Genomic DNA, 26197 nt, shown 5'->3' with positions numbered 1-26197 from the left:
GTCCGGTTTTTCTAAAGTAATGGTAGAAACGATGGCTGCACCACTTGAATTCCCCATCAAAATAGATGGAGCAGATGTCCATTTCATTGATACCTTCATAGTCGGAACGGCCGCTACCAAATGGTCATTTTCATCCCTTAATGATACATTTTGCAGTACTACATCCCCATTCCAAGCGATGTGCATAGAATCATACTGAATTGTACCTCTAACTGTATTATGTAGTTGTTCCTGTACCATGGGCGCCACATATCGCTCTGCAATTGGATTGATGGAAGTAGCTATTCCAGCTACACCCAATCCTAAAACTGCTGCACCAATTAGGCACCATTTTTTCCTTGTCATAGGAAACCCCACACCTAAAAAAATTACGCTTATTTATACATCAATATTACCATACTCTATGATATTTCAATAGTATATGATGTATAAATTTTATGAAATCAAAATGTAATACAGTTCATTCAACTATAAAAAAAATGACGACCGCCGAAGCAATCGTCATTTTAAATAGAGTGTATATTATCTCTATGATTATTTTTTTGCAGGTGTAGCTGTCGCTAATGCTGCTAATTGTTCTACAGCACCACTATTAGCAATAATACTTGCCCCTTGACCTACAGGAGTATCCAAAGGAATGCCTGTTGCTTGTTCAAGAGCAGAAATACTTACATTGTAATTATATAAAGCATCTACATAATTATTGCGAGATTCAGTCAATTTAGTTTCTGCATCGAGCACATCAAGGTTTGTGCCTACACCAGCGCGGTAACGAAGTGTTGCAATACGGAAATTTTCTTGACCTTGATTTACTGCCGTTTGTGTACTTTGAATTGTTTGTTCTGCAGAACGCAAGTTAAGATATGCTTGTTGCACAGCAAGGTTTACCTTATCAACAGCTGCTAAATTAGCTTCCTTAGCCTTTTCTAATGTATCTTGAGCAATCTTAATTTTATTTTGTGTTTGGCCCCCATCCCACAAACTCCATGTAGCGGATGCGCCAATATGCCAAGATTTACTGCTTGTACCAAAGTAGCCATCTGGATCAGCATAGCCACGGCCAGCTTCGACACCTACTGTTGGTAAATAGCCAGCTTTCTCAGCTTTTAAACCCTCTTCAGCTTGTTTTACAGCCATCGCAGATTGTACAAGAGCGGAACGATGAAGCATAGCATACGCTTTTGCTTGTTCTAATGTAACAGCATATGGTTTGTATTGCAAATCATGTTCTGCTGTTGTAATAGACGTTTGTGTTGGGTATGCAATCACCAAATTCAAGTTTGCTTCCGCTAAATTCGCTGCATTTTGTGCTTTTACAAGGTTTGTTTGAGAGTCAGCCAAATTAGTATCCGCAGCCAATACATCAGAATTAGCTACAAGACCTACATTATATTGAGCCTTTACATTATCCACATGACCTTGGTAATCCTTAACAGCTTGGTTTGCTACGTCTACCTTGTTACGATACATAATTAATGTGTAGTATCCATTGATAGCATCATATTTAGCTTGTTGTAAAGCTTCTTCATAAGCAGCACCACTACCTTCACGAGCAAAGCGAGACTTATCAATATTAGCATCTAACTCAGGGCTAAATACAGGGGCCTTAATAGTGAAGCTATGTTGACCAGTCTTACTAGTAACAGTTCTCCCCGTCATAGTATTGGCACCGTGATTACGAGTACCTTGCCATGTATAGGATACATTAGGATTTTTTCCTGCTGCTGTAGCACTTACTGTTGCTTTTGCAGCTTGATAATCCCACAAGGATTGTTTTGCAGCGCGGTTATTAGCCAGTGCAAGAGAAACTGTGCTATCTTCATTTAGGTTCAATGCGACTTCATATTGTTGTGCATCTTGAGAAGCTTTTTGAGCTAATTGTTGTTGAGTTAATTGAATAGCTTCTTTTTGAAGTTTTGTGAGTTTGTCACCATTATTGACAGATGTAGAAACAACGTCACTTGCGAATGCACCTGTTGTAGCCATCGATAATATTATGGCTAAAGAAAAGGCCTTCTTATTCATACGTATACCTCCACACGATATGTGTTTTAAAAGACTTGTTTAATACCAAAGTAGGTGCCTCCATTTGAAGAACCAAATGGGCGTGTCATTTGCACAACACCGTACGTATTATTATGTAAGCGTATATCAGAACGCAATCGATATTTAGGATGATTCAAATCATACATAGCTGCAGAAACGCCAAAAGACCCACGTGGATTATAGTCAATGCCAAACCCGAGCTTGCTTTCAAAAATACCACCGCGTACTAACCATTTATTTGCGATAAATTTACCGCCATTCAAATCAAAATCGGTATCATCACCAATATTAGAAAGTCCAAATTCACCCATGCCTTTATCTGTGTAAACGCGAGCACGACCATTGATACGGACCTCTTCTTGATTTGTATTATAAAGTAAATCCACAGAAGGTTCTACTTTAATAGATGACTTTTTTTCAGAACCATTAGCCTCCGAGGAACCATTAACGGTTTCAGATGCATATGGTTTGCCACCTAACAATTTATTGACACGAGCAGAAATTTGCTCCGTATTATGCAATGTTGCTTTAATATTTTCTTGTGCTTTTGGATCCGTTACGGTTCCTTCCATGGAACGCGCCATGTGATCAACACGATCCGTGGTTTGTTTAATATTCGTCAAGATAGCACGCATGTCATTACCAGCATTACCATCGGCATTAAATTGTTGAGCCGCTTGATTTAGCTGAGCCGTCACATCTGCCATATTTTGTGTAACCGCTACCGCATTGTCAGCCATGACAGCCGTAGATTGCAATGAATGTTTTAATGCGTCTTGTGTTTTAGGGTCGCCAATAATAGTATTAATGGATTGCAACATTTGTTCTGTACCAGCCATTAATTTTTGAGCGCTTTGCATGGCTTTATCCATCGCATCGACCCCTTCACCTTTAACGGAATCACCATCATGTAAATATACGGTTGATTTACCAGGTGAAATTTGAATAAATTTATCCCCTAAGAATCCATCAGATCCTAAGGAAAATGTTGAATCGCTTGGTATTTGAGTTTTATCATCGACTTTCATCTTCACCAAAACACCAGATGGTGTAATTTCAATATCAGAAACCGTACCAATTGCGACACCAGAAAATTTAACCTGATTACCATTTTTCAACCCATTAACTTGAGCAAAATCACCGGTAATCGTCATCTGAGGTTTTGCAAATACGTCTATACGCCCCACAAATATGATGCCCAGCACGAACAACACAACACCTACAATTGTGAAAGCCCCTACTTTAGCTTCCGTCGTCCACTTCATTATCTGTCTCTCCTTGTTCCGATATCGATAGCCTCCGCCTCACCATGAATAAATTGTTGTACTTTAGGATTAGGTGAGTTTTTAAAATCCTCTGTTTTAGATACTTCTATAAATTTTCCCTTATCCAGTAATGCAATTCTGTCAGCCACATAAAAAGCAGATTGCATATCATGAGTTACTACGATAGATGTACAGCCCAACCGTTCTTGCATACCTCGGATGAGCATACTAATCGTTCCCGATGTAATGGGGTCTAGACCAGACGAAGGTTCATCGTACAAGATGAGCGTCGGGTCAAGAGCGATAGCCCGAGCAAGACTAACCCTTTTCTTCATCCCCCCAGATAACTCATTAGGCATGTAAGACTCATATCCGCTCAACCCAACCCAACCGAGTCGCTCATCAACAATATGTTGAATTTTATCATCACTCAGATTGGTATGTTCCCTTAGTCCAAAGGCGACATTCTCCCCCACTGACATAGAGTCAAATAATGCGGAGTATTGAAATACCATGCCCATCTTTTGACGTACCTTATTAAATTCTTCTTCAGATAATGTAGTAATATCTACACCATCAACAATAATTTGGCCTGATGTGGGGCGTTGTAAACCTATAATCAAGCGTAATAGCGTACTTTTACCACTACCACTACCACCCAAAATAACAAGCGTCTCCCCATCTTTAATGGTCAGATTAACAGAATCTAATATTACACGCGTGTCATAGGCTACAACCACATCACGTAATTCAATCATAAAGCCCTCGTTCGAGATAATCGATTAAAAGAGTAGAGTTGATAAAAAATAATTAAATACAAATACTAAGATAATACTTGTTACTACAGAACTAGTAGTGGAGAAACCAACAGCTTCGGCCCCCATCTTGGTATGCATTCCCTTATAGCAACCTACAAGAGCGATGACAGCACCAAAAACACTAGACTTAATTAACCCTAATGTAAAATCAGAAATGGTTGAAAACATTTGTATCGAATCTAAATAGGTGGCTGGTGCTAACCCCTTAATAGCAGTAGCTACAAAATAACCACCTGCAATACCAATGGCAACGCCATAAAATGCGAGGATTGGTACCATAATCATGCAGGCTACAACGCGAGGTACAACGAGATAACCGATTGGATTTACAGCCATAACGCGTAATGCATCGATTTGCTCTGTAACCTTCATCGTACCAATTTCAGCCGTAATGGCTGCCCCTACACGGCCTGCTAATACAACGCCTACAAGAATAGGTCCTAATTCACGTCCCATCGCAACGGCCATGAGTCCGCCTACCGTACCTTGTGCACCATAGGTAATTAACACATCTGTTATTTGTAATGTCATTACACCACCTGCAAATAATAGTGTCAGACTAATAATCGGTAGTGAGTCTACGCCAAGATGAGCCATCTGTTGTAGCACATGCCATGCATTGAGCATTTTTAATTGTTTTATGGTCTGCCATAGAAGTAGCATGGCAGTACCCACATTCGATAAGCCGGCCATTACATTGCGACCTATCGTCTCAAGCCAATTCACAACAGCCCCCCTTACTATTTGCTTATATTTCGAATTTTACTCTACTTGATCATTTGAAGGTTTATCATTAGATGGTTTCTCATTCGAAGGTGCATCACCTGCTGGTTTATCCTTGGATGGTTTTTCCTTAGATGGTTTATTAACAGACTTGTCTTTTTTATTTTGAGATGCTTTGGAATCTTTTTTATTACCTTGATCTTCTAATTCCAATTTATGTTCCATCTTAACCTGTTCTTTAGCTTCTTTAGCACGTTTCGCTAATGCTTTGTCACGGTCTTTAACACTCATAACTTGGATTGTAAATTGACCATCCCCTTGAACAATATACTCTGTGTCGATAGCAGTTTTTTCATTTTTCTTTTCATCATCTTTGCCATCGCTAAGGTCTTCACTACCTTTTTTCTTTTTAAGATCTCCAGGGCTAGGTTTATCTTCTACACCTTGAAGTTTTGCCTTTTTCACAGAGCTTGTAGAAGCTTCTTCATTTACAAGACTAACGCCATCTTCTAAGATTTCTACAACAATTTGATTATTCGTATCAGTCTTTTGTAATTCATCAAACAAATCGTTAAAGTCTTTGTAAACTTTTAAACGGCGTAGAACTTCATCAGTCAAATTATATTTTTGTTTTTCCAATACATAAGGCAATGGGATTTCGCCACCACCACGAACCTCTAAGGTGTATTTACCTAAAGGTTGGTCTTTAGGTACTGTGAAGAATACCTCTTTATTGACTTTTTCCCCACGATATGGTTCCAATGTAACGTCAACTACGATTGTATCCCCAGGAGATACAACTGTCGATGATGCAGCTGCATCTACAAGTTTTGCCGTTTTCTTATCTTGTGTTACCTCTGTTTCCACATTGATATCCGTAATTTCATAGTTAATAAAGCGATTGTTCATCAATACATCGATAACATTGTAAAATTCATCAACCGTTTTTTCACTAATGGATTCAGAGCTATAAAACATATTGGTTCGCGTTAATGATTTTTGTTCACCATTACGTGGTGTAATCGTATAGGTAATTTTAGCAGTACCAGCACCACTGCGATCTAATGTCTTATTCAACATATTATACAGTGCTGTAGCCGCCAATGTAGGTGTCATATCCTTATCTTCAATAACCTTTACATTAGACTGCTTATCACGGCCCATATCGATATCTTTTAAATGAAAGCGAACTGGAATCCCACTAGAAATAGTGCCAGAAACACCAGCAATACCTGCGCCACGGTCCTCTGTAACAGTACCGATTTCACGTCCCATAGAACCTAGCTTAAAGGCAGATTCATAACTTTTAACAACCGTAAAAATATTGGCATTATGCATAAAATAATTAGCGGAACCATGTTTCAAGAACGGATGCCCGAAGGCCACCATTTGTTTGCCATCAACATAGGTAACGGTCCCAATAGCACCAAGTTTTAAATCACCATCAACCAACAAAGCCGCTACAGATCCACCAGCCTCTAACGGCTTAGCAATATCATCACTACTAGAACTAGCTGTATCATAGGTTTCATAATTGTATTGTGGTAATTTTGATTTAAAATACTCCATAGATGTACTATCAAATCCATAGGCCATCAAAGGAGTTTTCATTGGAATTAATTGTTTGTCTGACCAAGTATTTGTCAAATTCTTTTCATACGGTATATTCCATAATTTCACCATATCTTCGATAGGCGTTATCATGCCAATCGTGCCATCAGCAAAGCCCCAACCATATGCTACGGCACCTACAAGTTTCCCATTAATATATACAGGACTACCACTCATACCATGCGCAATGCCACCGGTCTGTTCCATAACAGGGCCAGAAAACTTTGCAAGAATTAAATGTCCAGATGGGCCTTTATCCTTCATAACGCCCAATACCTTAACATTAAAATTCGATATCGTATCCCCTACTATTACTGTTTTTGCTATACCTTCCATACCAGTCTGTACATCTTGAACAGGCATAAAATCAACTGCCTGTGCCGATGATAGAGCACTACAGAAGAAAAGCGCCAGTATCGTTTTTCTATACCGACGCCAAGAATGAGAAAACTTCATTCCTATCTCCTTTATTTGCTTTCTACAGTGACAACGACTTGATCACGAGAAATATCCGAACCTACTGTAACATCAACTGCAGTCACAGTGCCATTCACCGTGGATTTAGCTGCCGCCATAGGGCCTGCCAATGTTTCTACAGTCACCAATGTTTGACCTTCTGTAACAGAAGTGCCAACAGCAACAGTAGAAGCAACTTTACCTGTTAATACACTTTGGTATGATACAGGGGCCGCCATTACAGAAGTAATACCTAATGCTGTTAACGCAGCTAAGGCTAAAAATGTCTTTTTCATAACGATCCCTCCTTTTACAATAGAATACATAAAGACATTATACTAAATCTCTAGCTTTTTTTCAAACAAAATTGTATGCAACTCATTACTTGATTATAAGTATTTTTTCATAAGCACTAGGCGTTTCATTACCTTTGTGAGTATAATGGCCATCAACCTCTACATCAACACTACCTTGATTGGATAATTCAAATCCATTGATAGCCCCTAAAGAGGTCAATAGTTTAGCCCCTTCTTCTAGTGTAACACCTACAGATGAAGCATTATGTTTATCTACAGTAGCTACAACGAGCTTTTCATCCTTTGTTGTGCCGATGAAACTTCGACTACGATTCGTAGAATCTTTAGGGCCCACATAAGTACCATTATGTAAAACCAGTGTGCCCCCTTCAACCATAGCACCACCAGCAGTCTCTACCTTCGCAAGCTCCTGACGTGGTTGCAATACAACAGGCGTTCCAACTTTTAACGGTTTTAATGAAGCTATGGCCTCACCATGAGCAGACAATACAAATTGATTAGCCCCTAATGCGGAATTGCCATTCCCTACCTTAATAACCTTCCCATTGCTTACGGTCACTTCATAACCGAATTCATTTGTTTCCGTACTTTTACCAAAACTAGATGTATACAACGTAAGAGCATTATTTCTACGAGGACTATTTACAGCTGTAATCACCAACGTGGATTTAGGTGTCTTAGCCTGTAGCAATGGTTTCTTCTCTTCTATAAAATATCCTCGACTCGGCGTATAGCGAAGAACGCCAACGGATTGAATGCGATTTAAATCCACCTCTCCAGAAGCACTAACAGAATATGGTTTGTCAAAGTTCTTTCCTGGAACGGATAAACCGACAGAGGCAATGTGTTGCTGTGAAATCGAAGACAACGGTTTTCCACCTGGCACACTTGCTAGTACCATTGGTGCATCATTGTTAACTGTCATCGCATAAGCACGAATCAACCCCTCGTTAACTACTGTTTTTATATTAGCAGTCTGAATTGATGCACCTACACTTTTTGTTGTCTTCTGGCTATAATCCGAAAACAAATCAACAACTACACGATTGGGGTTTGATAAAGTAAAAGCATGATAATTAATCGATTGATTTGCAGTTAATCGAACCTGCAAGCCATCATTGATAGGTTGAAAAGACATACCCTTTAACACACCAGTTTTATGTGTGGTACGATCTGCGGCATTGGAAATTTTATTCGTTGTATTGGCTAAGTTTAAGGTAACCGTATTTTGGTTTGTATTATATGACTTAGTCCAAGATAAAGGTAATTCAGTCATATCAAAAACAACACGGCTCGCGCCATCATAATCAGATACTCGCACGGCAGTCAAATCACCAGCATAAGCAGTAACAGTAGTGGTTACCATAATAGATGCCATTATAGCGGCTGTTTTAAGGCGTATCATCATCGAACTCCTTTACAATATATAGAGTTTATAAATTTTGTATGTCAACGTATTCTTTTATAAATCAGAACTAGATATAACAACTTAAACCAGATTATATTTTATTATTAATTTTATACAATCTATTTACTTGTAGTATACACTATTTCTCGTAAGAATTCAAAAAGCTGAGGCAGTTTCCCACCTCAGCTTTTTTTATTCTATTGTAAGTCTTCTAATGTATCTCGCAATGATGACATTTCATCTAATGTTTTTGCTACCCCTTTAATTACCGCATATCTTGGTAATTCGACTAAATAAGCAGCTATACCAACAGACCGAGAAATAACACGATCAAGTCCACTAATCAAAGCCCCACCACCAGTGAGAATGATACCATGATCACATATAGCAGCCACTAATTCAGGTGGCGTTTTCTCCAATATAGACTTGATTGCCTCAAGAATACTCATAACTTGAGACTCTAATGCACGTTGTATCTCTAGCGAATGTAATGTAACCATCTTAGGCAAACCGCTAATAGCATCACGGCCTCGAATTTCTACCTCTCGCTCTTCAGAACGCCGATCGACGGTGCCTACAGATATCTTTATTTCTTCTGCCGTTAAAGGACCAATGACGAGCTTTTTCTTACGCCGTACATATTGAATAATAGCCTCATTAAACGAATCGCCGCCAATACGCAACGATTCACTCACTACTACACCAGTATCGCAAAGAACGGCAATATCGGTAGTGCCACCACCTATATCTACGACCATAGCACCGACCTTGTCAGCTTCATTTAAATTTGTGCCCATAGCCGCCGCTAAAGGTTCTTCAATAAGGACGGTCTTCTTAGCACCAGTTCGTAATAATGCTTCAAGAATAGCACGTTTTTCAACAGGAGTAATTCCCGATGGAACACAAACAACGATACGCGTTTTCATAAGACGCGATGCAGGAACAACAGAACGAATAAAATACTTTAGCATAAATTCCGTCATGTCGTAATCAGCAATAACGCCTGCCTGCACAGGTCGTATAACTTCAATTCCCGTCGGAGTTCGCCCAATCATGCGACGTGCGCTTTCACCTACAGCTAATACATCGCCAGTCCGAGTATCTTTCGCTACACAGGCTGGTTCATCTAGCACAAGGCCCTTGCCCTTAACATAGATCAAAACATTAGCCGTACCTAAATCAATACCCAAATCAAATGTAAGGGAACGACCAAATTTAAATACTGTCTCTCCTACATTCTGAGGGGACACAATACGCTTCAATGTCATAGCTGGAGTGGTCTTTGCTATAGGCTTTGTCCGTTTTTGACGACGTTCTTTACGGCGTAATTCCGTCACCTTAACCATAGCAGCTCGCGAAGTACGCTCTACAACCGACTCTTTTTTAGCATTTACATCATTGTCTTGACTGCGACGCAAAGCCGGCACTTGTTTACGCCGGCTTCGTTTCTTATTATTCTGTTTTGGCCTTTTGTTCTTATTCGTCAACCCGAACAATATCGGCACCTAACCTTTTCAATTTACCCACTAAATCATCATAACCGCGATCGATATGATGCAAACGACCCACTTCTGTTGTACCTTCTGCAGCTAGGCCTGCACAAACTAAAGCCGCCCCAGCGCGTAAATCAGTTGCATTTACAGCAGCGCCATGTAAGGATTGCATACCTTCTACGATAGCTTGTCGATTGTCAATATCGATATGCGCCCCCATCTTACGCAATTCTGCAACATGCATAAAACGATTTTCAAATACAGTTTCCGTTACTGTACTCGTACCTTCCGCAATGGTAGTAAATGCCATGAATTGAGCTTGCATATCTGTAGGAAATCCAGGATATGGTAATGTCTTAATATCTACGGCTTTTAAGCCTTTGCCAGTGCTAATAACTCGAATTCCGTCAATATCTTCTTCTACAGTGACACCGGCTTCTTTCAACTTAGCTACCACTGGTTTTAAATGTTCAGGCAAGGCATTTTCTACGAATACATCACCGCCAGCCATAGCTGCAGCAATTAAATATGTACCAGCTTCAATACGATCTGGAATAACGGTATGGATAGCACCATGTAAGGATTCTACACCTTCAATACGAATTACATTTGTACCTGCACCGCGAATATTAGCCCCCATTGCATTTAAGAATGTAGCTAAATCAACGATTTCTGGTTCTTCTGCAGCATTTTCAATAACCGTTTTACCCTTAGCCATAGAAGCAGCCATGATTACATTTTCGGTAGCCCCTACGCTTGGGAAATCCAAGTAAATTTGTGTGCCTTGTAAACCCTCTGGAGCATGTGCATATACATAATCTTCCGTAATTTCAATCTTAGCACCTAATGCTTCAAACGCTTTTAAATGTAAATCGATAGGACGTGCACCAATAGCACAACCACCAGGCATGGAAATTTTAGCTTCCCCTTTACGAGCCAATAATGGTCCCATCACAAGGAAAGATGCTCTCATTTTTCGAACTAATTCATAAGGAGCTTCGGTAGCCGTCAACATAGATGCATCGAAGATAATTTCATCATCAGCTTCGTTTCGTGTAATCTTAACGCCCAAAGATTCTATAACTTGGGAGATAGTACCAACATCCTCCAAATTTGGAATTTCCAATAATTTACTCGGTGTTGATGCTAATAAAGTAGCTGCAATAATAGGCAACACCGCATTTTTCGCACTACTAACGCGCACGCGACCATTCAGCTGATTACCGCCTTTAATAACGAGTTTTTCCAAAAGAATTCCTCCTACATTTCTTATATTAAAATGGTTATATTCATGTATAACCATATTCGTCACACTGTTATATACTAACGATTATTATACTATTTTTTAGGCTTTCTCATCAAGTAAAAACCCCTAAGATTATCAATCTAATCTTAGGGGTCTACACGGACTATATACTGAAAGCAAAGAAATTAACGAGCTTTCAATGTTGTTAATTTTTCATCTCTATGAATGGTGTCTAGGAATCGTACAGTACCTGTTTTAGAGCGCATTACAATAGTATGAGTACGAGCACCGCCTGGGAAGTATTGAATAGGATTCAATAAATTACCGCGTGTAATCGCTGTAGCAGCAAAGATTACATCATCAGTACGAACTAAATCATCTAGTGTCAATACTTGGTTAACATCTTTAACACCCATTTCATGGCAACGACGAATTTCTTCTTCGTTCCCTGGTTTCAAACGAGCTTGCATATCGCCACCGGCACATTTAAGTGCTGCTGCGGCTAATACGCCTTCTGGTGCACCACCAGTGCCGACTACCATATGCACGCCGGAACCTTCGATACAACATTCCATCGCAGGGTTAACATCACCATCAGAAATAAGCATAATACGAGCGCCTAAATCACGAGCTTCTTTCATTAAGCCATAATGACGTTCGCGATCTAGCATTACCAAGTTGATTTCATCAACCTTACGGCCCATCTTTGCAGCTACGTTTTGAATATTTTCAGTCAAAGATTTTGTAATATCAATAGCGCCTGCACCACGAGGACCTACGCAAATTTTTTCCATGTACATATCAGGTGCATGTAACAAGCCCCCCTTTTCAGCAATGGCCATAACAGCAATAGCACCATTTTGACCTTTTGCAATCAAATTTGTACCTTCGATTGGATCTACTGCAATATCAACTTCTGGACCGCCAGCGCCAACATGTTCGCCAATATACAACATAGGAGCTTCGTCAATTTCGCCTTCACCGATAACAACGGTACCGGAAATACGGACAGAGTCAAATGCTTGACGCATTGCATCAACTGCTAAGCCATCAGCTTCGTCTTTTTGACCACGACCTAACAAACGACCACTACGAAGTGCAGCTGCTTCGACTACACGAGCAAATTCTAAAGATAAAGTACGATCCATTTTAGGGCCTCCTTAAAAAGATGTTTATATTACTTATTGATTAGCTTGTTTCCAATCAGCCATGAATTTTTCTAAACCCGCATCAGTCAATGGGTGTTTCATAGCTTGTAACAACACTTTATATGGCACTGTTGCAATATGGGCACCAGCTTTCGCACATTGTAAAATATGCAATGGTGTACGTACGCTAGCAGCGATAATTTCAGTATTAATACCGTGAATAGCAAAGATATCTGCAATATCTTGAATTAATGTCAATCCATCCATGCTAATATCGTCAATACGGCCTACAAAAGGGCTCACAAATGTGGCACCAGCACGAGCCGCCAATAATGCTTGATTAGCAGAGAAAATCAATGTTACATTTGTCTTAATGCCTTCTTTTGAAAGCACTGCAACGGCTTTTAAACCTTCTGGAGTCATTGGGATTTTAACAACCACATTAGAGCCGAGTTTTACAAGCTCATGCGCTTCTTCAATCATACCCGGTGCATCACTAGCAATAACCTCTGCACTCACAGGACCCTCTACAAGATCAGCAATTTCCTTGATTACTTGTTTTAAATCGCGTTTAGCTTTCACAATTAGGGATGGGTTTGTCGTTACCCCGTCGATAAAGCCATAAGAGTAGGCATCTTTAATTTCACTAAATTCGGCTGTATCAATAAAGAATTTCATGGGACCTCCTTATTTGGCAGGCGTAATTTTTTCTACGCCGCCCATGTATGGAACCAACACCTTAGGAATCACAACGGAACCATCTGGTTGTTGATTATTTTCCAAAATTGCCGCTACGGTACGACCTACTGCAAGGCCAGAACCATTTAATGTATGAACGAATTCAGGTTTGCCTTTAGGACCACGACGGAATTTAATATTTGCACGACGAGCTTGGAAGTCCGTCATATTGGAACAAGAGGAAATTTCTCTATATTTATTTTGTGCAGGCATCCACACTTCTACGTCATACGTTTTAGCAGAACCAAAGCCGATATCACCAGTACACAATGTGATAACACGGAATGGCAATTCTAATAAGCGCAATACTTCCTCTGCATTGTCTGTCAATTTTTCTAATTCATTCCAAGAATCTTCTGGTTTTGAAAGTTTTACCATTTCTACCTTGTTAAATTGATGTTGACGAATCAAGCCACGTGTATCACGGCCAGCAGAGCCCGCTTCAGCACGGAAACATGCAGTAAACGCAGTGTAATATTTAGGTAATTCGTCTTCGCTCAAGATTTCACCGCTGTGATAATTTGTCAATGTAACCTCTGCAGTAGGAATCAAGAAGTATTCTGTATCCTCAACGTGGTACATATCTTCAGCAAATTTAGGCAATTGACCTGTACCTGTCAAGGTTTCACGAGTCACCATGTATGGTGTCATCATTTCTGTATAGCCTTGCTTATCAACATGAAGATCAACCATGAAGTTAATAAGAGCACGTTCTAAACGAGCTCCTAAGCCTTTATATACGGTAAAGCGAGCACCGGACATTTTTACAGCACGGTTAAAATCAAGAATATCTAAGTCTTCGCCGATATCCCAATGCGCTTTTGGTTCAAAATCAAATTGACGAGGTTCGCCCCATTTGCGTTGTTCTACATTTTCGTCTTCATCAGCGCCAACAGGAACAGATTCGTCACACATATTTGGCAACATCAATGCAGCATTGCGCAAAGATTCTTCTACTTCGCGAATGCGACCATCTAACTCAGAAATTTCGTCGCCAACGCGTTTCATTTCTGCAATTTTATCATCTGCATTTTCTTTATTGCGTTTTAATTGGCTGATTTCTTCTGTTACAGAATTACGTAATGCCTTTAATTCTTCAACCTTTTGAATCAATTGTTTTCGTTCATCATACGCAGCAACAAATGTGTCAAGATCACCCTTTGTATGACGATTATCCAAATTTTGTTTTACTAATTCGAGATTTTCTCGGACAAATTTCAAATCTAACATAGTATCAGCCTCTTCTATTATGTCGTACAATTTAGTATTTTAATACACTTAAGTATACCATAAAATATAGCATTATTCATCATCTTCTTCATCGAGAAGATAATCCTTAGCCATCCATTTACGGGTCGCAGTGAAGGAAATGGTGACCCATTTCTCTGTAGGATTACCACCGATTTCTTCATCGATTTCATTTCGAATACGATCGAGTTCCGCTATTGTTTGATAAGGAAACTTCTTTGGCACTAGAATATCAATCTCTATGATGCGCGAGTTACCATAAGCTTGTACACTCGTCACATAATCCTTAAATGAATATTTTTCCATAAAACGATCCATGATTTCTTGTACCTCATCATGTAAAGACGAAGGTGCCCAGCCTAATATCTGTTTCGTAGAAGGCACAAGGATCTTAATAACCGATGGAATCATTTGCAATGATAATACAATTAAAACAATAGGGTCAATATAGACAGCCAAATAATTATACGATGTATTCTCTAAAAAAATAGCAACTACAAAACTAATAAGGATAGCCGCCTCAAGCCATGCATCGACGGACCAACTTACATTATCAAACTTGATTAGATTCGATTGTAAGCTTTTATTAATGCGATGTACATAAAAATAATATGCTGTATCGGCTATAGTAAAGAAAATAGCATAGTAAATAGCTATACCGAAATCAACATGGCGACCTCCATTTAATAAATCCCCTATACCACTAATCAATGCGTATAATACGATCAATAGAATGAAGAATCCTTCAACGACGAGCACAAGAGGCTCAAATTGCCAATATCCAAACTGGAACCGTTTACTTGTTTCGCGCGCTACCAATTTGGCCGTCATAAGCATCATAATCTTAATGATTACATCGATGAATGAAAATATACCATCTAATAATACGGCACTAGAACCAGTAATTACACCCATAATAGTACCACTAACGGCCACCAACGACATTAATGCAACGGATTGCTTTAATAATCGTTGTTCTATGGAACGCCTTGCAGCTAATATATCCATAATTACCCCCTTTTATACCTATATTATTTTATTATACCCTAATATTGAGTATTTTTAAAATCACACAGAAAAAGCCCTCTGCTATCAGAATTCTATACTTCTAATAGCAGAGGGCTATTCAAAGGAGATAGTATCGCTAAAGTTCTTATAACAATAGTTTAATTATACTATTTACCAATATTATGTTCTAAATCAAAGCGATCAGATACGAAACCGTATAATGTCCAACCTGCAAAGGTTACAATAGAACCGTATGTCATAGCTTCAAAACCGGACGCATATAGTGCATATAAGCTATATAAGGAACCGATAAAGGCAATGAATGTCGTACCTTTAAGTTCACTACCAGCACGTTTTGCAGCTTTCATCAATACGATAACGGCACCCATGGATAATAGATAAGGAATAATATTCGTTACAACGGCCAAGTTAACCAATGTTTCGAATTGTTCGCTTAAGGAAGGACTGATTGTCATCAAACTCATTAGAGATTGCAAGATAGTAATTGTTACCATACCAACTACTGGAGCATCTTTAGATGTAATTTTACTGAACAATTTAGGGAAGTAACCTTCGTCAGCGGCGCCTTTAAATACGTTCGCAATCGTGAACTGCCAACCAAGCAAGGAACCGAAGCAAGACATAACCATAAGGCCCATTACAATCTTACCAACTGTACCATTGAACATGGAAGCAAATGCTAAACCGAATGGTGCATTACTATTAACAAGTTCGCTAGCTGGTACGATACCAAACATCATGTTAGTGGAAATGATATAAATAGCAGCAGCGCCTAATGTGCCACCAAGAACGGCTTTTGGTACATTCTTTTCTGGATTATCTACAGCATCAGCGTTAGCACATGCAGATTCTAGACCAAGGAAAGCCCATAATGTCATGGCGATGGAGTTTGTAGCAGCTTCACCAAATGGCATGTTGTTGACATTCCAGTTTGCCACATACATATCTGCGGAGAAATATGCCCAGCCTACAGTACTAATTACAAGTACTGGTGCGATAACGCCCCATACGGTAAAGCTAGATACACGACCGGTAATACTAGCACCACCAAAGTTCAATACTGTTGCAAGCCATAATGTGAAAATTGTATAAATACCAGTCATTAATGGTGTTAATGTTGCATCAGCAAAAGTTGCTGCATAGCCTACAGCGGAAATGGCAATCGCAATATTAGCAATCAAAAGAGATACACCATAGGTATAGTTTGCCATAAAGTTCCCCGCTTTACCGAAGGAATATTCAGCATAACCACCCATGCCGCCCCCCTTGCGTCCATACATACCACATTTAGCAAATGCGTATGCCAAACACATGGAGCCTACGGCTGTGATCAACCAAGATACGATTGAAAGAGCACCTACCTGCGCCAACTTTGTTGGCAACATGATAATACCGGAGCCCATCATATTGACAGCTGTTAAAATTGTCAGCTGCAATACGGACATTTTATTTTTGCCTGTACTCATAGTTTTACCACCTTTTTATTGATTGTGACGCCGTCAGAGAAACTCTGACGGCACACAATAGTGTTATTTTTCAAATTCTTTTTTCAATACATAGCCATATGCTTTTTTAGTTCCATCTGGTTGTGGTGTAATGTATACGCCTTGAATTTCAGGAGCAAAGCCAGGTAACTTGTTGATGCCTTCTTGCAATGCTAAGAAGTAATCACAAGCAGTCTTGGACCAACGTTCACCAGGTTGTACACACAATACTCCAGGAGGATAAGGAAGAGCACCTTCAAGAGCAATGCGGCCTTCAGCTTCATCTAATGGTACAAGTTCGCCTTTACCACGTTGGAATTCAAAGTTCGCTTCTTGAGGATTCAATACATATTCTGGGAAGTAGTCATGTAAGAACAAGCGTTCTTGTAATGTACTAACTTGTCTATCTTTGTAGAAATCATGCATTTCTTGGCATAATTGACGGATATGATAGCCTTTATACTTATCGATATTAGCATAGTAAATCGATGGTAAAACATCTTGCATAGGCGCATCGGCTTCAATTAATTCTTCAAAACGAATCAATTGTGCAACCAAATCATCCATCTTAGTTTTGGATTCTGCTGGTGTCATCAAGAATAGAATTGTGTTCAAGTCACATTTTTCAGGAATGATACCATTTTCGCGCAAGTAGTTTGCAAGAATATTGGCAGGAATACCGAAATCTTCGTATTCACCAGTTTCTACATTGATACCAGGTGTAATCAATTGGAATTTGCAAGGATCGATAAAGTATTGGCCTTTACCATAACCTTTGAAGGAATGCCATTTAGCATTAGGTTCGAATGCGAAGTATTCCACATCTTGAGCCATTGCTTTTGTATCCCCATCTTCCCATTTTTTACCATGTACAACAGGAGGTACTAATGGACGAAGGTATTTACAATGTTTCAATACAGATTTACGAGCATCAATAACTGTTTCTACACAGTCAATCCAAAGTTTTTTACCAGCTTCGCCTTCATGCATCTTAGCATTTACGTCAAGTGCTGCAAATAATGGATAGAATGGAGATGTAGACGCATGCATCATAAATGCATTGTTAAGACGTTTATGGTTTACATAACGATCTTGACCTTTAACGTGCTTATCTTTTTTGTGGATTTGAGATGTTTGAGAGAAACCAGCTTGTTGTTTATGAACGGATTGAGTTACCAATACGCCTGGGTCATTAGGACCTAATTCTAAAAGTAATGGACTGCAATCTTTCATCATAGGGATAAATTGTTCGTAACCAACCCATGCGGAGTCAAAGAAGATGTAATCGCAAAGGTGACCGATTTTATCAACAACTTGACGAGCATTGTAAATAGTACCATCGTATGTACCTAATTGGATAACAGCCAAGCGAATAGGACGTTCAGCTTTTGCTTTTTCTGGATCCTTTTCAGCAATCAAATCACGAATGTATTTTTCGTCAAAGCAATGTTCCAAAATACCGCCGATGGAACCGAATGGATTACGTGCTGTTTCAAGGTATACAGGTGTTGCACCAGCCATAACAAGAGCACCATGGCAAATGGATTTATGGTTGTTACGGTCATATAAAACGATATCGCCAGGTGTTAATAGAGCATTCAATACAACCTTATTGGATGAAGATGTACCATTTAATACGAAATAAGTTTTATCTGCATTATATACTTGCGCTGCATGTTGTTGAGCTGCGCATGCTGGGCCTTCATGGATTAAAAGGTCGCCTAACGCAACGTCCGCATTACAAAGGTCAGAGCGGAATACGTTTTCACCGTAGAAATCATAGAATGCGCGACCAGCTGGATGTTTACAATAGAATTGACCACCTTGGTGACCTGGACAATCAAATTGAGAGTTACCTTCTTCTACATAATCAGCCAACGCTCTAAAGAATGGAGGCAACATAGATTCTTCATATTTGTCAGCAGCAGCTTCGATTTGACGTTTATATAAGTCGAAGTTTGTACTAGAACCATCAATTACACGTTCCACTTTCCCCATGAATTGATCAATATCAACAGAATTATCAAAAACAACTAAGAATACAGGGATGCCAAAAGATTTTACAGTTTCATTATCTAAGATAGCTGTATCATTTTCACTAATAACGATGGCTCCTATATCAGTAAAATCGGTTTGACTTAAATCTACACTTTCATGGCCGTCTAAAGGTCCAAAGTAATATTGTGCCTTATGAGAAAATGCAACCTTCATGTGTTTCATAATATGATCCTCCTACAATGACAAATGTAATTTAAATAAATGTGAATCATATACATAAATATAAGATGTATACCCCTTTAGTAATTGATAGCTATCTCATTTAGTTAGGTGTATTCTTTATCTATATGTATATTCTAACATTTATACAATTTAATTTATAGCGGTTAATTATACCCATTATACATGTAATCGTCTTAATTATGAGTTTTATGCAAAATGAATATTACGTTAAATTATAGAATATAGTTGTATAAACTTTTTCATATGTTGATAACCATTATTAATATATAAAGTGATTTATACCCAACACTTCATGTATATCTACTTACTGGTACACAAAAAAAGGCTGTAATAGAACACAGTTTCACCGCATTCTATTACAGCCTTTAATTTAAAAATTATTCAGTTATTTCTTCTTCTTGAACTTGAGATATTTCAGGTTTCATTAATGGGAACAACAATACATCACGAATAGATGCAGAGTCTGTCAAGAACATAACAAGACGGTCGATACCAACGCCCAAACCTGCTGTTGGTGGTAAACCATATTCAAGAGCATTAACGAAGTCTTCATCCATACGGTGAGCTTCATCATCACCAGCTTCACGTTCTTTCAATTGATCCAAGAAACGTTGTTTTTGGTCAATTGGGTCATTCAATTCAGAGAAGCCATTTGCCAATTCGCGGCCATAGATGAACGCTTCAAAACGTTCTGTAGCCAATGGGTTTTCACGACTTGCTTTGGCAAGTGGAGAAATTTCTTTTGGATGACCATATACGATAGTTGGTTGAATCAAGTTTTCTTCTACATAATCTTCGAAGCAAGCATTCAAGATTTTACCAATACCATCATTATCTGTGTATTCTACATTCAAACGATCTGCAATAGCACGCGCTTCTTCTACAGTAGTTACTGCATCAAAGTCTTCGCCAGTGTATTTTTTTACACCTTCTGCCATTGTGATGCGGTTCCAAGGTGGAGTTAAATTGATTTCAGTACCTTGGTATGTAATTTCTTGTGTACCTAGAACTTCTTGAGCACAATAGGATACAAGATTTTCTGTTAAACGAATTGCATCTTCTACATCACCATATGCTTGGTAGGATTCGATAGTTGTGAATTCTGGATTATGGCGATTATCGATGCCTTCATTACGGAAACAACGGTTCATTTCGAATACGCGTTCCATACCGCCAACGATTAAGCGTTTTAAGTATAATTCAGGAGCAATACGCATGTAGATATCGATATCAAGCGCATTGTGATGAGTAATGAATGGTCGAGCAGCTGCACCGCCTGGAATTGGATGCATCATAGGTGTTTCCACTTCCATAAAACCATCGTTCATCATGTATTCGCGAATCTTCGCAACGATTTTAGAACGTTTAATAAATGTATCGCGTACTTCTGGGTTTACGATTAAATCTACATAACGTTGACGGTAGCGAAGCTCAGTATCCTTTAAGCCGTGCCATTTTTCAGGTAATGGACGCAATGCTTTGGATAACAAAGTCAATTTATTAACTTTAATTGTAACTTCACCGCTGTGGGTTCTAAATACATGACCTTCAATACCAACAATATCGCCAATATCAAGCATTTTTACATATTTGTAATTATCTTCGCCCAATACATCCTTACGGAAATATACTTGGATATCGCCAGTTAAATCGCGAATATTAGCAAACGCAGTTTTACCATGGGAACGCATCGTCATCAAACGGCCTGCAATGACAGTAGGTTGGTCTTCATAGTTCAAGAAGTCATCTTTAATATCTTTTGCATGATCTTTAACGACAAATCGTTGACCAAATGGATAGATACCATCAGCTTCATATTCAGCCAATTTGTCGCGGCGAATTTGCATTTGATCATTTAATTCTTCTTGTACATTTTTAATTTCTTCACTCATGTTATCGCCTCTTTTTTGAAATAAAAATTATTGAATTGCTAACACTTTGAAAGTAACAGGACCATCTGGTGTGGATACCTCTACTTCATCGCCCTTACGTTTACCTAAAATAGCTTTACCTACAGGTGATTCATTGGAAATACGATTGTTGAATGGATCTGCTTCAGAAGAACCAACAATAACATATTCCAATTCATCATTGTACATTGTATCTAACACGGTAACTTTACTACCTACGGATACAACATCACCTTTTGTGGATTCATCAATAATTTTAGCTGTATTAATTTTATTTTCTAACTCAGAAATATAACCTTCGATGAAAGCTTGTTCATTTTTAGCATCATCGTATTCAGAGTTTTCGCTGATATCCCCATATTCAATAGCTGTTTTAATACGTTGTGACACCTCAATACGGCGCACAGATTTATAATATGCTAATTCATCCTCAAGTTTTTTCAAACCTTCGGCTGTAAGTAATGTTTCTTTTACGTCTGCCATAAATTCTCCTAGTCTTTCTACATATAAATAATAGAAAAAGTGTCACAGTACGATGACACCTTATCTTTCATCTTTAATTTTTAATCAATTATACTAAGAACCCCAGTATTTGTCAATGTGAGCCCCAGTTTTCCAAAACGGCTCTATATGTTGAAAGCTCAGTTTTAAAGCTTTCAACAGTGTGAATTGTATTGACACGATTACGCCAATAAGCTGCTTCAGGCATCTCCTTCATATACCACCCAGCATGTGTTCGGATTTCTCTTACTCCTAAAGAATCCCCTTTATACTGACAGAGTAGTTCAAAATGTTTGAGCAGCATATCTAATCGCTCTAAATAAGTGGGTTCTGGACTTAATTCACCTGTAGTTAAATAGTGATTAGTGCGCTCAAAAATCCATGGGTTACCTTGTGCACCACGGCCAATCATGACCGCATCACACCCGGTTTCTTGCATCATACGAAGAGCATCTTCAGGCGTCCATACATCACCATTACCTATTACGGGAATGGATAAGGAATCTTTGACCGCTTTTATATAAGACCAATTAGCTCGCCCCATATACATCTGTTCCCGTGTACGTCCGTGAACAGCAACAGCGGCAACACCGGTACTTTCAATACGTTTGGCAAAATCGACCACATTGATATGATCATCGTCCCAACCAATACGCATTTTTACCGTCACCGGCACGTCAACAGCTTTTACTGCCGCTTCTGCTACGCGAGCCGCTAAGTCAGGTGTTTTCATCAACGCCGAGCCGTCACCGCTGGAGACGACCTTTTTAACAGGGCATCCCATGTTAATATCCACAATATCTGCACCGGCATCTGCTACCACCTTCGCGCCCAAAGCTATTGCTTCTGGATTGGAGCCAAAAATTTGCATCGACACAGGATGCTCGACATCTTCCATACGCAATAACTCATGAGTGCGCTCATTTTTATATTTGATACCCATGGCACTGACCATTTCGGTACAAACCATGGATGCGCCATGTTCTTTGGCTAACAGTCGATATGCTATATCACTTACCCCTGCCATAGGAGCTAAAATAGCCTTGCCATGAAGGGATACATTCCCAATGGCCCATGTTTCTTTCATTATAATTCACCTAATAAAACAGGTACAGCCTAAGCCGTACCTGTTGTTATACATTCATACTATAATTACAACCAACTCTATTATAGTACCATTATTTATTTCGTTCGTAAATGAGGCGGAGACCTTCCAATGTAAGCATTGGCTCTACATGGTCGATACAATCGGTAGCACTACTGATGAGCTGTGCCAAACCACCTGTTGCCACCACGGTTACATCGCCACCCATTTCAGCTTTCATACGTGCCACTAGGCCCTCTACTTGCCCTACATAACCATAGAACATACCAGATTGCATAGATGATACGGTATTACGATTAATAACTTGACCCGGGTCCTTTACCTCAATACGTGGCAATTTAGCAGCTCGTTGGAATAGAGCCTCTGCTGAAATCGTTACACCTGGCGTAATAACCCCACCAATATAATCACCATTGCCAAGGACTGCGCAATAGGTTGTAGCAGTACCAAAATCAATGATAATCAACGGTCCCTTATATACAGCATTAGCCGCTACTGCATTGACAATACGGTCAGCACCTACCTCGCGAGGATTATCATATTTAATAGCAATACCTGTTTTTGTCCCTGGGCCTACAATGAGAGGATTAACATTAAAATAACGCAAGCATACACGTTCTAATGTTGGCATCAATGGCGGCACTACAGAGGAAATAATGATAGCCTTAATATCCTTTGCATTAACCTTGCGATCATGAAAAAACAAATTCATCATCAACATGCCATATTCGTCCGTAGTACGTACACGATCTGTAGAAATTCTCCAGTGTCCCACTAAATTTTTCTTATCGTAAACACCAAGAACAATATTCGTGTTTCCCACATCAATTACTAATAACATGCATTCCTCCTATTTTCGTGGACGTATAGAAACATCGCCAGCAACAATTCGTTTAATTTCTCCATTGGTCGTTTTTACCAATAAATTTCCATCGTCATCGATATCAGTAGCCACACCTTCATAGGTATTTCCTGGAGCTCTAACCTCAATTTCTTGATTTAAAGTAACGCTCAATTTACGCCATTCATTTAGGGTATCCTCAAATCCACTATCTAAAACATCGTAATATTGGTGTTCTAATTCTTCTAAGATGATTTTGAAAGCTTCTGTCCGTTCAATATCAACGCCTTCCATCAATAGAGATGTAGCAATTTGTTTTATTTCTTCTGGTAATTCTTCTTGTTTCGTCTTAACATTAACGCCTATGCCCATAACAATATAGGAAATTTCCTCCATCGACCCAGACATTTCCGTCAATATACCAACAAGCTTGCGACCATTTACCAAAATATCATTTGGCCATTTTATCCCCGCATCTGTAAGCCCCATTTTGTGAAACGCCTTAGTGAGTGCCACAGCAGCCATCAATGTACATTTAGGAGCCTCCGCAGGTGGAAAATCAGGACGGAGAATAAGGCTAAACCACAAGCCTTTTCCAAATGGAGAATACCAACCGCGGGACAAGCGTCCTCTACCAGCAGCCTGCTCCTCTGTAACAACTACGGTGCCTTCCTCAGCGCCTTGTTGCGCCAATCTACGAGCTTCTAAATTCGTTGATTCAGTTGTATCCATATATACATATCGTTTACCAAAAACATCGGTATTCAATATTTGTTTCATTGCTAATGGGCTTAACAAATCCGGTTCCTCCAACAAACGATAACCACGCTTTGTATAGGACTCAATTTTATAGCCCTTTTGTCTTAGTGCTTTTATATGCTTCCAAATGGCAGTCCGTGATACATGACATGCTTCAGACATATCTTGACCTGAAACAAAGCCACCTTGATTCTGTCTTAAGAATTCTAGTACTTCATCACGCATAATAAGGCCCCTTTCTCATGTCGGTTTACAATTCGATTGTACAAGTGGCCCCTTGAAAAAGCAAGTGTTATTTATCAATTTAATAAATAATCATTCAATAAAATGCAAAGAATCTAGATTTTTTATACCCCATTAGGTAGACAAATAGATTAATGAATGATATTAGAGATCATTAATAGTATAATGAGTAAAGGATGATGAAATTAAGGAGTATCAATGAAACAATTTACATTAGAAGAAAAAAATGAGGTCCTGGAGACCCCCTTTATCCATATTCATCGAAAATTGGATGTATTATTAAATATTGCCAAGCTCCTGATGGAATGTGGTGCTGACACGGTACGAATGGTATCCGAAATCCAACAAGCCGCTACATTTATGGGAATTCCACACAATTATTTGAATATCCATATTAGTTATACAACGATTATGATTAATATATTTCATGAAGAACGTTCTATAACAGTATTCAGAAAAACACCGATTCACGTACCTAATATGGCTATGATCAATGCCGTATCAAAACTAACATGGCGAGCTTTTGAGCGCCATTATTCTTTAACTACCTATGAACGATTAGTTGGAAAACTACAACAAACGATTCCCGTCTATCCAATCTGGGCAAAAGGTATTGCTTGCGCATTAGGATCTGCTGGTTTAGCTTACTTATACAGTGCGGATATTATTGCATTAGTCGTAACATTCATCTGTTCATTATGTGGCTATTTTATGAGGGTCGTATCTCAGCGCCTTGGATTTAATGAATATTTAGGCAATGCTATCTGTGCCTTTACGGCCATGTTTATTGCCTATGGTTTCTATACATTTATTGAACTAGGATCACTTGTTTACGTACTCGTTTGTTGTACCCTCTTTATGATTCCAGGTGTACCACTTATCAACTCTGTCATCGATACAATTAATAACCACATTTTATCCGGTATTACACGAGCCATCCGAACATTACTTATCGTAGGCAGCATGACACTCGGCATGGCGATGGCTCTTTATTTCAGTCCATTGCCTGCCTTTAACTTTGTAGATATTAAGCCTCACATTTTCTCTATAGCACAAATTATTGGCTCCTTTGTTTCCGCCGCATCATTTGCTGTACTATTTAACTCACCAGCTCGTCTATTACCCTTTATAGGGCTAGGCGGTGTCGTTTGCGTAGCAATTCGTAACTTGATGCTGTTAGAATATGGATTTGCTTTACCTGGTGCTACATTCATTGGTGCAGCCGTTATGAGCGTCATCTTTGTCAAACTTTCCACATGGCTACGAACATCTGGCCCCGTGCTAGTCGTACCTTCAGCCATTGCACTGATGCCAGGTATTTTACTCTATCGTTTTCTATTTGATATATTACACATAAACTCACTGAATGAATCAGGTTTACTGTACATGGCACAAAACGGAACTACTGGTATTCTATCTATTGTGGGCATCGCAGTCGGCGTAGCTGTGCCAAATGTACTAGCCCAACGGTACCTTCAAAATCGCAAAAATCAACGTACACAAGAGTTGATGGCTACGAGACATGCTAGCGATGGACAATAGCAAGGAAAACAACTATATATACAAC

Annotated in this window: 22 protein-coding genes; 1 reads left to right on the top strand and 21 read right to left on the bottom strand. The window is 39.1% G+C overall.

All coding sequences use genetic code 11. The annotated features are described in order from the left end of the window. The 21 genes from RYP29_RS05700 to RYP29_RS05600 form a co-directional block, all read right to left on the bottom strand. Positions 1-345, bottom strand: a 345-nt coding sequence (locus tag RYP29_RS05700) for a hypothetical protein (RefSeq protein ID WP_311532611.1), incomplete at its 3' end; no start/stop codon positions are given. 189 nt (positions 346-534) lie between these two features. Beyond that, positions 535-2025 (bottom strand): TolC family protein, encoded by a 1491-nt coding sequence (locus tag RYP29_RS05695; protein ID WP_311532610.1) that lies wholly within the window; start codon positions 2023-2025, stop codon positions 535-537. A 26-nt stretch (positions 2026-2051) separates the two neighbouring features. Next, positions 2052-3311 (bottom strand): MlaD family protein, encoded by a 1260-nt coding sequence (locus RYP29_RS05690; RefSeq protein WP_311532609.1) that lies wholly within the window; start codon positions 3309-3311, stop codon positions 2052-2054. Further along, complete coding sequence (locus tag RYP29_RS05685) at positions 3311-4069, bottom strand: ABC transporter ATP-binding protein (RefSeq protein WP_005381795.1); 759 nt, start codon at positions 4067-4069, stop codon at positions 3311-3313. Before RYP29_RS05685 ends, RYP29_RS05690 begins: the two co-directional genes overlap by 1 nt. 24 nt (positions 4070-4093) lie before the next feature. Continuing rightward, positions 4094-4855, bottom strand: a complete 762-nt coding sequence (locus RYP29_RS05680; RefSeq protein WP_311532608.1) for an ABC transporter permease — start codon at positions 4853-4855, stop codon at positions 4094-4096. 36 nt (positions 4856-4891) lie between these two features. After that, complete coding sequence (locus RYP29_RS05675; RefSeq protein ID WP_311532607.1) at positions 4892-6919, bottom strand: SpoIVB peptidase S55 domain-containing protein; 2028 nt, start codon at positions 6917-6919, stop codon at positions 4892-4894. 11 nt (positions 6920-6930) lie between these two features. After that, positions 6931-7215, bottom strand: coding sequence for a biotin/lipoyl-containing protein (locus RYP29_RS05670; protein ID WP_005376637.1), 285 nt, complete (start codon positions 7213-7215; stop codon positions 6931-6933). An 85-nt stretch (positions 7216-7300) separates the two neighbouring features. Then, a complete protein-coding gene (locus tag RYP29_RS05665; protein WP_311532613.1) occupies positions 7301-8641 on the bottom strand; it encodes a phosphodiester glycosidase family protein in 1341 nt (446 codons plus the stop codon). 200 nt (positions 8642-8841) lie between these two features. Further along, complete coding sequence (locus RYP29_RS05660; RefSeq protein ID WP_311532612.1) at positions 8842-10071, bottom strand: rod shape-determining protein; 1230 nt, start codon at positions 10069-10071, stop codon at positions 8842-8844. Between the two features lie 49 nt (positions 10072-10120). After that, a complete protein-coding gene (gene murA, locus RYP29_RS05655) occupies positions 10121-11386 on the bottom strand; it encodes a UDP-N-acetylglucosamine 1-carboxyvinyltransferase (protein ID WP_105084460.1) in 1266 nt (421 codons plus the stop codon). Between the two features lie 182 nt (positions 11387-11568). Continuing rightward, a complete protein-coding gene (gene glpX / locus RYP29_RS05650) occupies positions 11569-12531 on the bottom strand; it encodes a class II fructose-bisphosphatase (protein ID WP_005376616.1) in 963 nt (320 codons plus the stop codon). A gap of 33 nt (positions 12532-12564) precedes the next feature. After that, positions 12565-13209 (bottom strand): fructose-6-phosphate aldolase, encoded by a 645-nt coding sequence (fsa, locus tag RYP29_RS05645; protein ID WP_009661456.1) that lies wholly within the window; start codon positions 13207-13209, stop codon positions 12565-12567. A 9-nt stretch (positions 13210-13218) separates the two neighbouring features. Then, positions 13219-14499: a serine--tRNA ligase gene (gene serS, locus RYP29_RS05640; RefSeq protein ID WP_311532606.1), complete on the bottom strand. Its 1281-nt coding sequence runs from the start codon at positions 14497-14499 to the stop codon at positions 13219-13221. A gap of 72 nt (positions 14500-14571) precedes the next feature. Then, positions 14572-15525 carry a cation diffusion facilitator family transporter gene (locus RYP29_RS05635; protein ID WP_311532605.1) on the bottom strand — a complete coding sequence of 318 codons (954 nt, stop codon included), beginning with the start codon at positions 15523-15525 and terminating at the stop codon, positions 14572-14574. Positions 15526-15692: 167 nt separating this feature from the next. Then, the gene (potE, locus tag RYP29_RS05630) at positions 15693-17012 is read right to left on the bottom strand and encodes a putrescine-ornithine antiporter (protein ID WP_005376526.1); all 1320 of its coding nucleotides are present in this window, start codon (positions 17010-17012) and stop codon (positions 15693-15695) included. Positions 17013-17075: 63 nt separating this feature from the next. Next, positions 17076-19250, bottom strand: coding sequence for an ornithine decarboxylase SpeF (speF, locus tag RYP29_RS05625; RefSeq protein WP_311532604.1), 2175 nt, complete (start codon positions 19248-19250; stop codon positions 17076-17078). A gap of 398 nt (positions 19251-19648) precedes the next feature. After that, the gene (gene lysS, locus RYP29_RS05620; RefSeq protein WP_311532603.1) at positions 19649-21163 is read right to left on the bottom strand and encodes a lysine--tRNA ligase; all 1515 of its coding nucleotides are present in this window, start codon (positions 21161-21163) and stop codon (positions 19649-19651) included. A 27-nt stretch (positions 21164-21190) separates the two neighbouring features. Then, a complete protein-coding gene (greA, locus tag RYP29_RS05615) occupies positions 21191-21664 on the bottom strand; it encodes a transcription elongation factor GreA (protein ID WP_005376612.1) in 474 nt (157 codons plus the stop codon). Positions 21665-21776: 112 nt separating this feature from the next. Beyond that, positions 21777-22769 (bottom strand): tRNA dihydrouridine synthase DusB, encoded by a 993-nt coding sequence (gene dusB / locus RYP29_RS05610; RefSeq protein WP_311532602.1) that lies wholly within the window; start codon positions 22767-22769, stop codon positions 21777-21779. A gap of 91 nt (positions 22770-22860) precedes the next feature. Continuing rightward, positions 22861-23628: a type III pantothenate kinase gene (locus RYP29_RS05605; RefSeq protein WP_301834054.1), complete on the bottom strand. Its 768-nt coding sequence runs from the start codon at positions 23626-23628 to the stop codon at positions 22861-22863. 9 nt (positions 23629-23637) lie between these two features. Next, positions 23638-24612, bottom strand: a complete 975-nt coding sequence (locus RYP29_RS05600) for a biotin--[acetyl-CoA-carboxylase] ligase (protein ID WP_301834052.1) — start codon at positions 24610-24612, stop codon at positions 23638-23640. Between the two features lie 216 nt (positions 24613-24828). Here RYP29_RS05600 and RYP29_RS05595 point away from each other — a divergent pair, with 216 nt between their 5' ends. Next, on the top strand, positions 24829-26172 hold the full coding sequence (locus tag RYP29_RS05595; RefSeq protein WP_311532601.1) for a threonine/serine exporter family protein: 1344 nt from the start codon (positions 24829-24831) through the stop codon (positions 26170-26172). Positions 26173-26197: the final 25 nt, after the last annotated feature.

This window comes from uncultured Veillonella sp., assembly GCF_963534045.1.
GTDB lineage: Bacteria > Bacillota > Negativicutes > Veillonellales > Veillonellaceae > Veillonella.
Note: the sequence above shows the minus strand (reverse complement) of the source record. Positions and strands in the feature narration are given on the sequence as shown.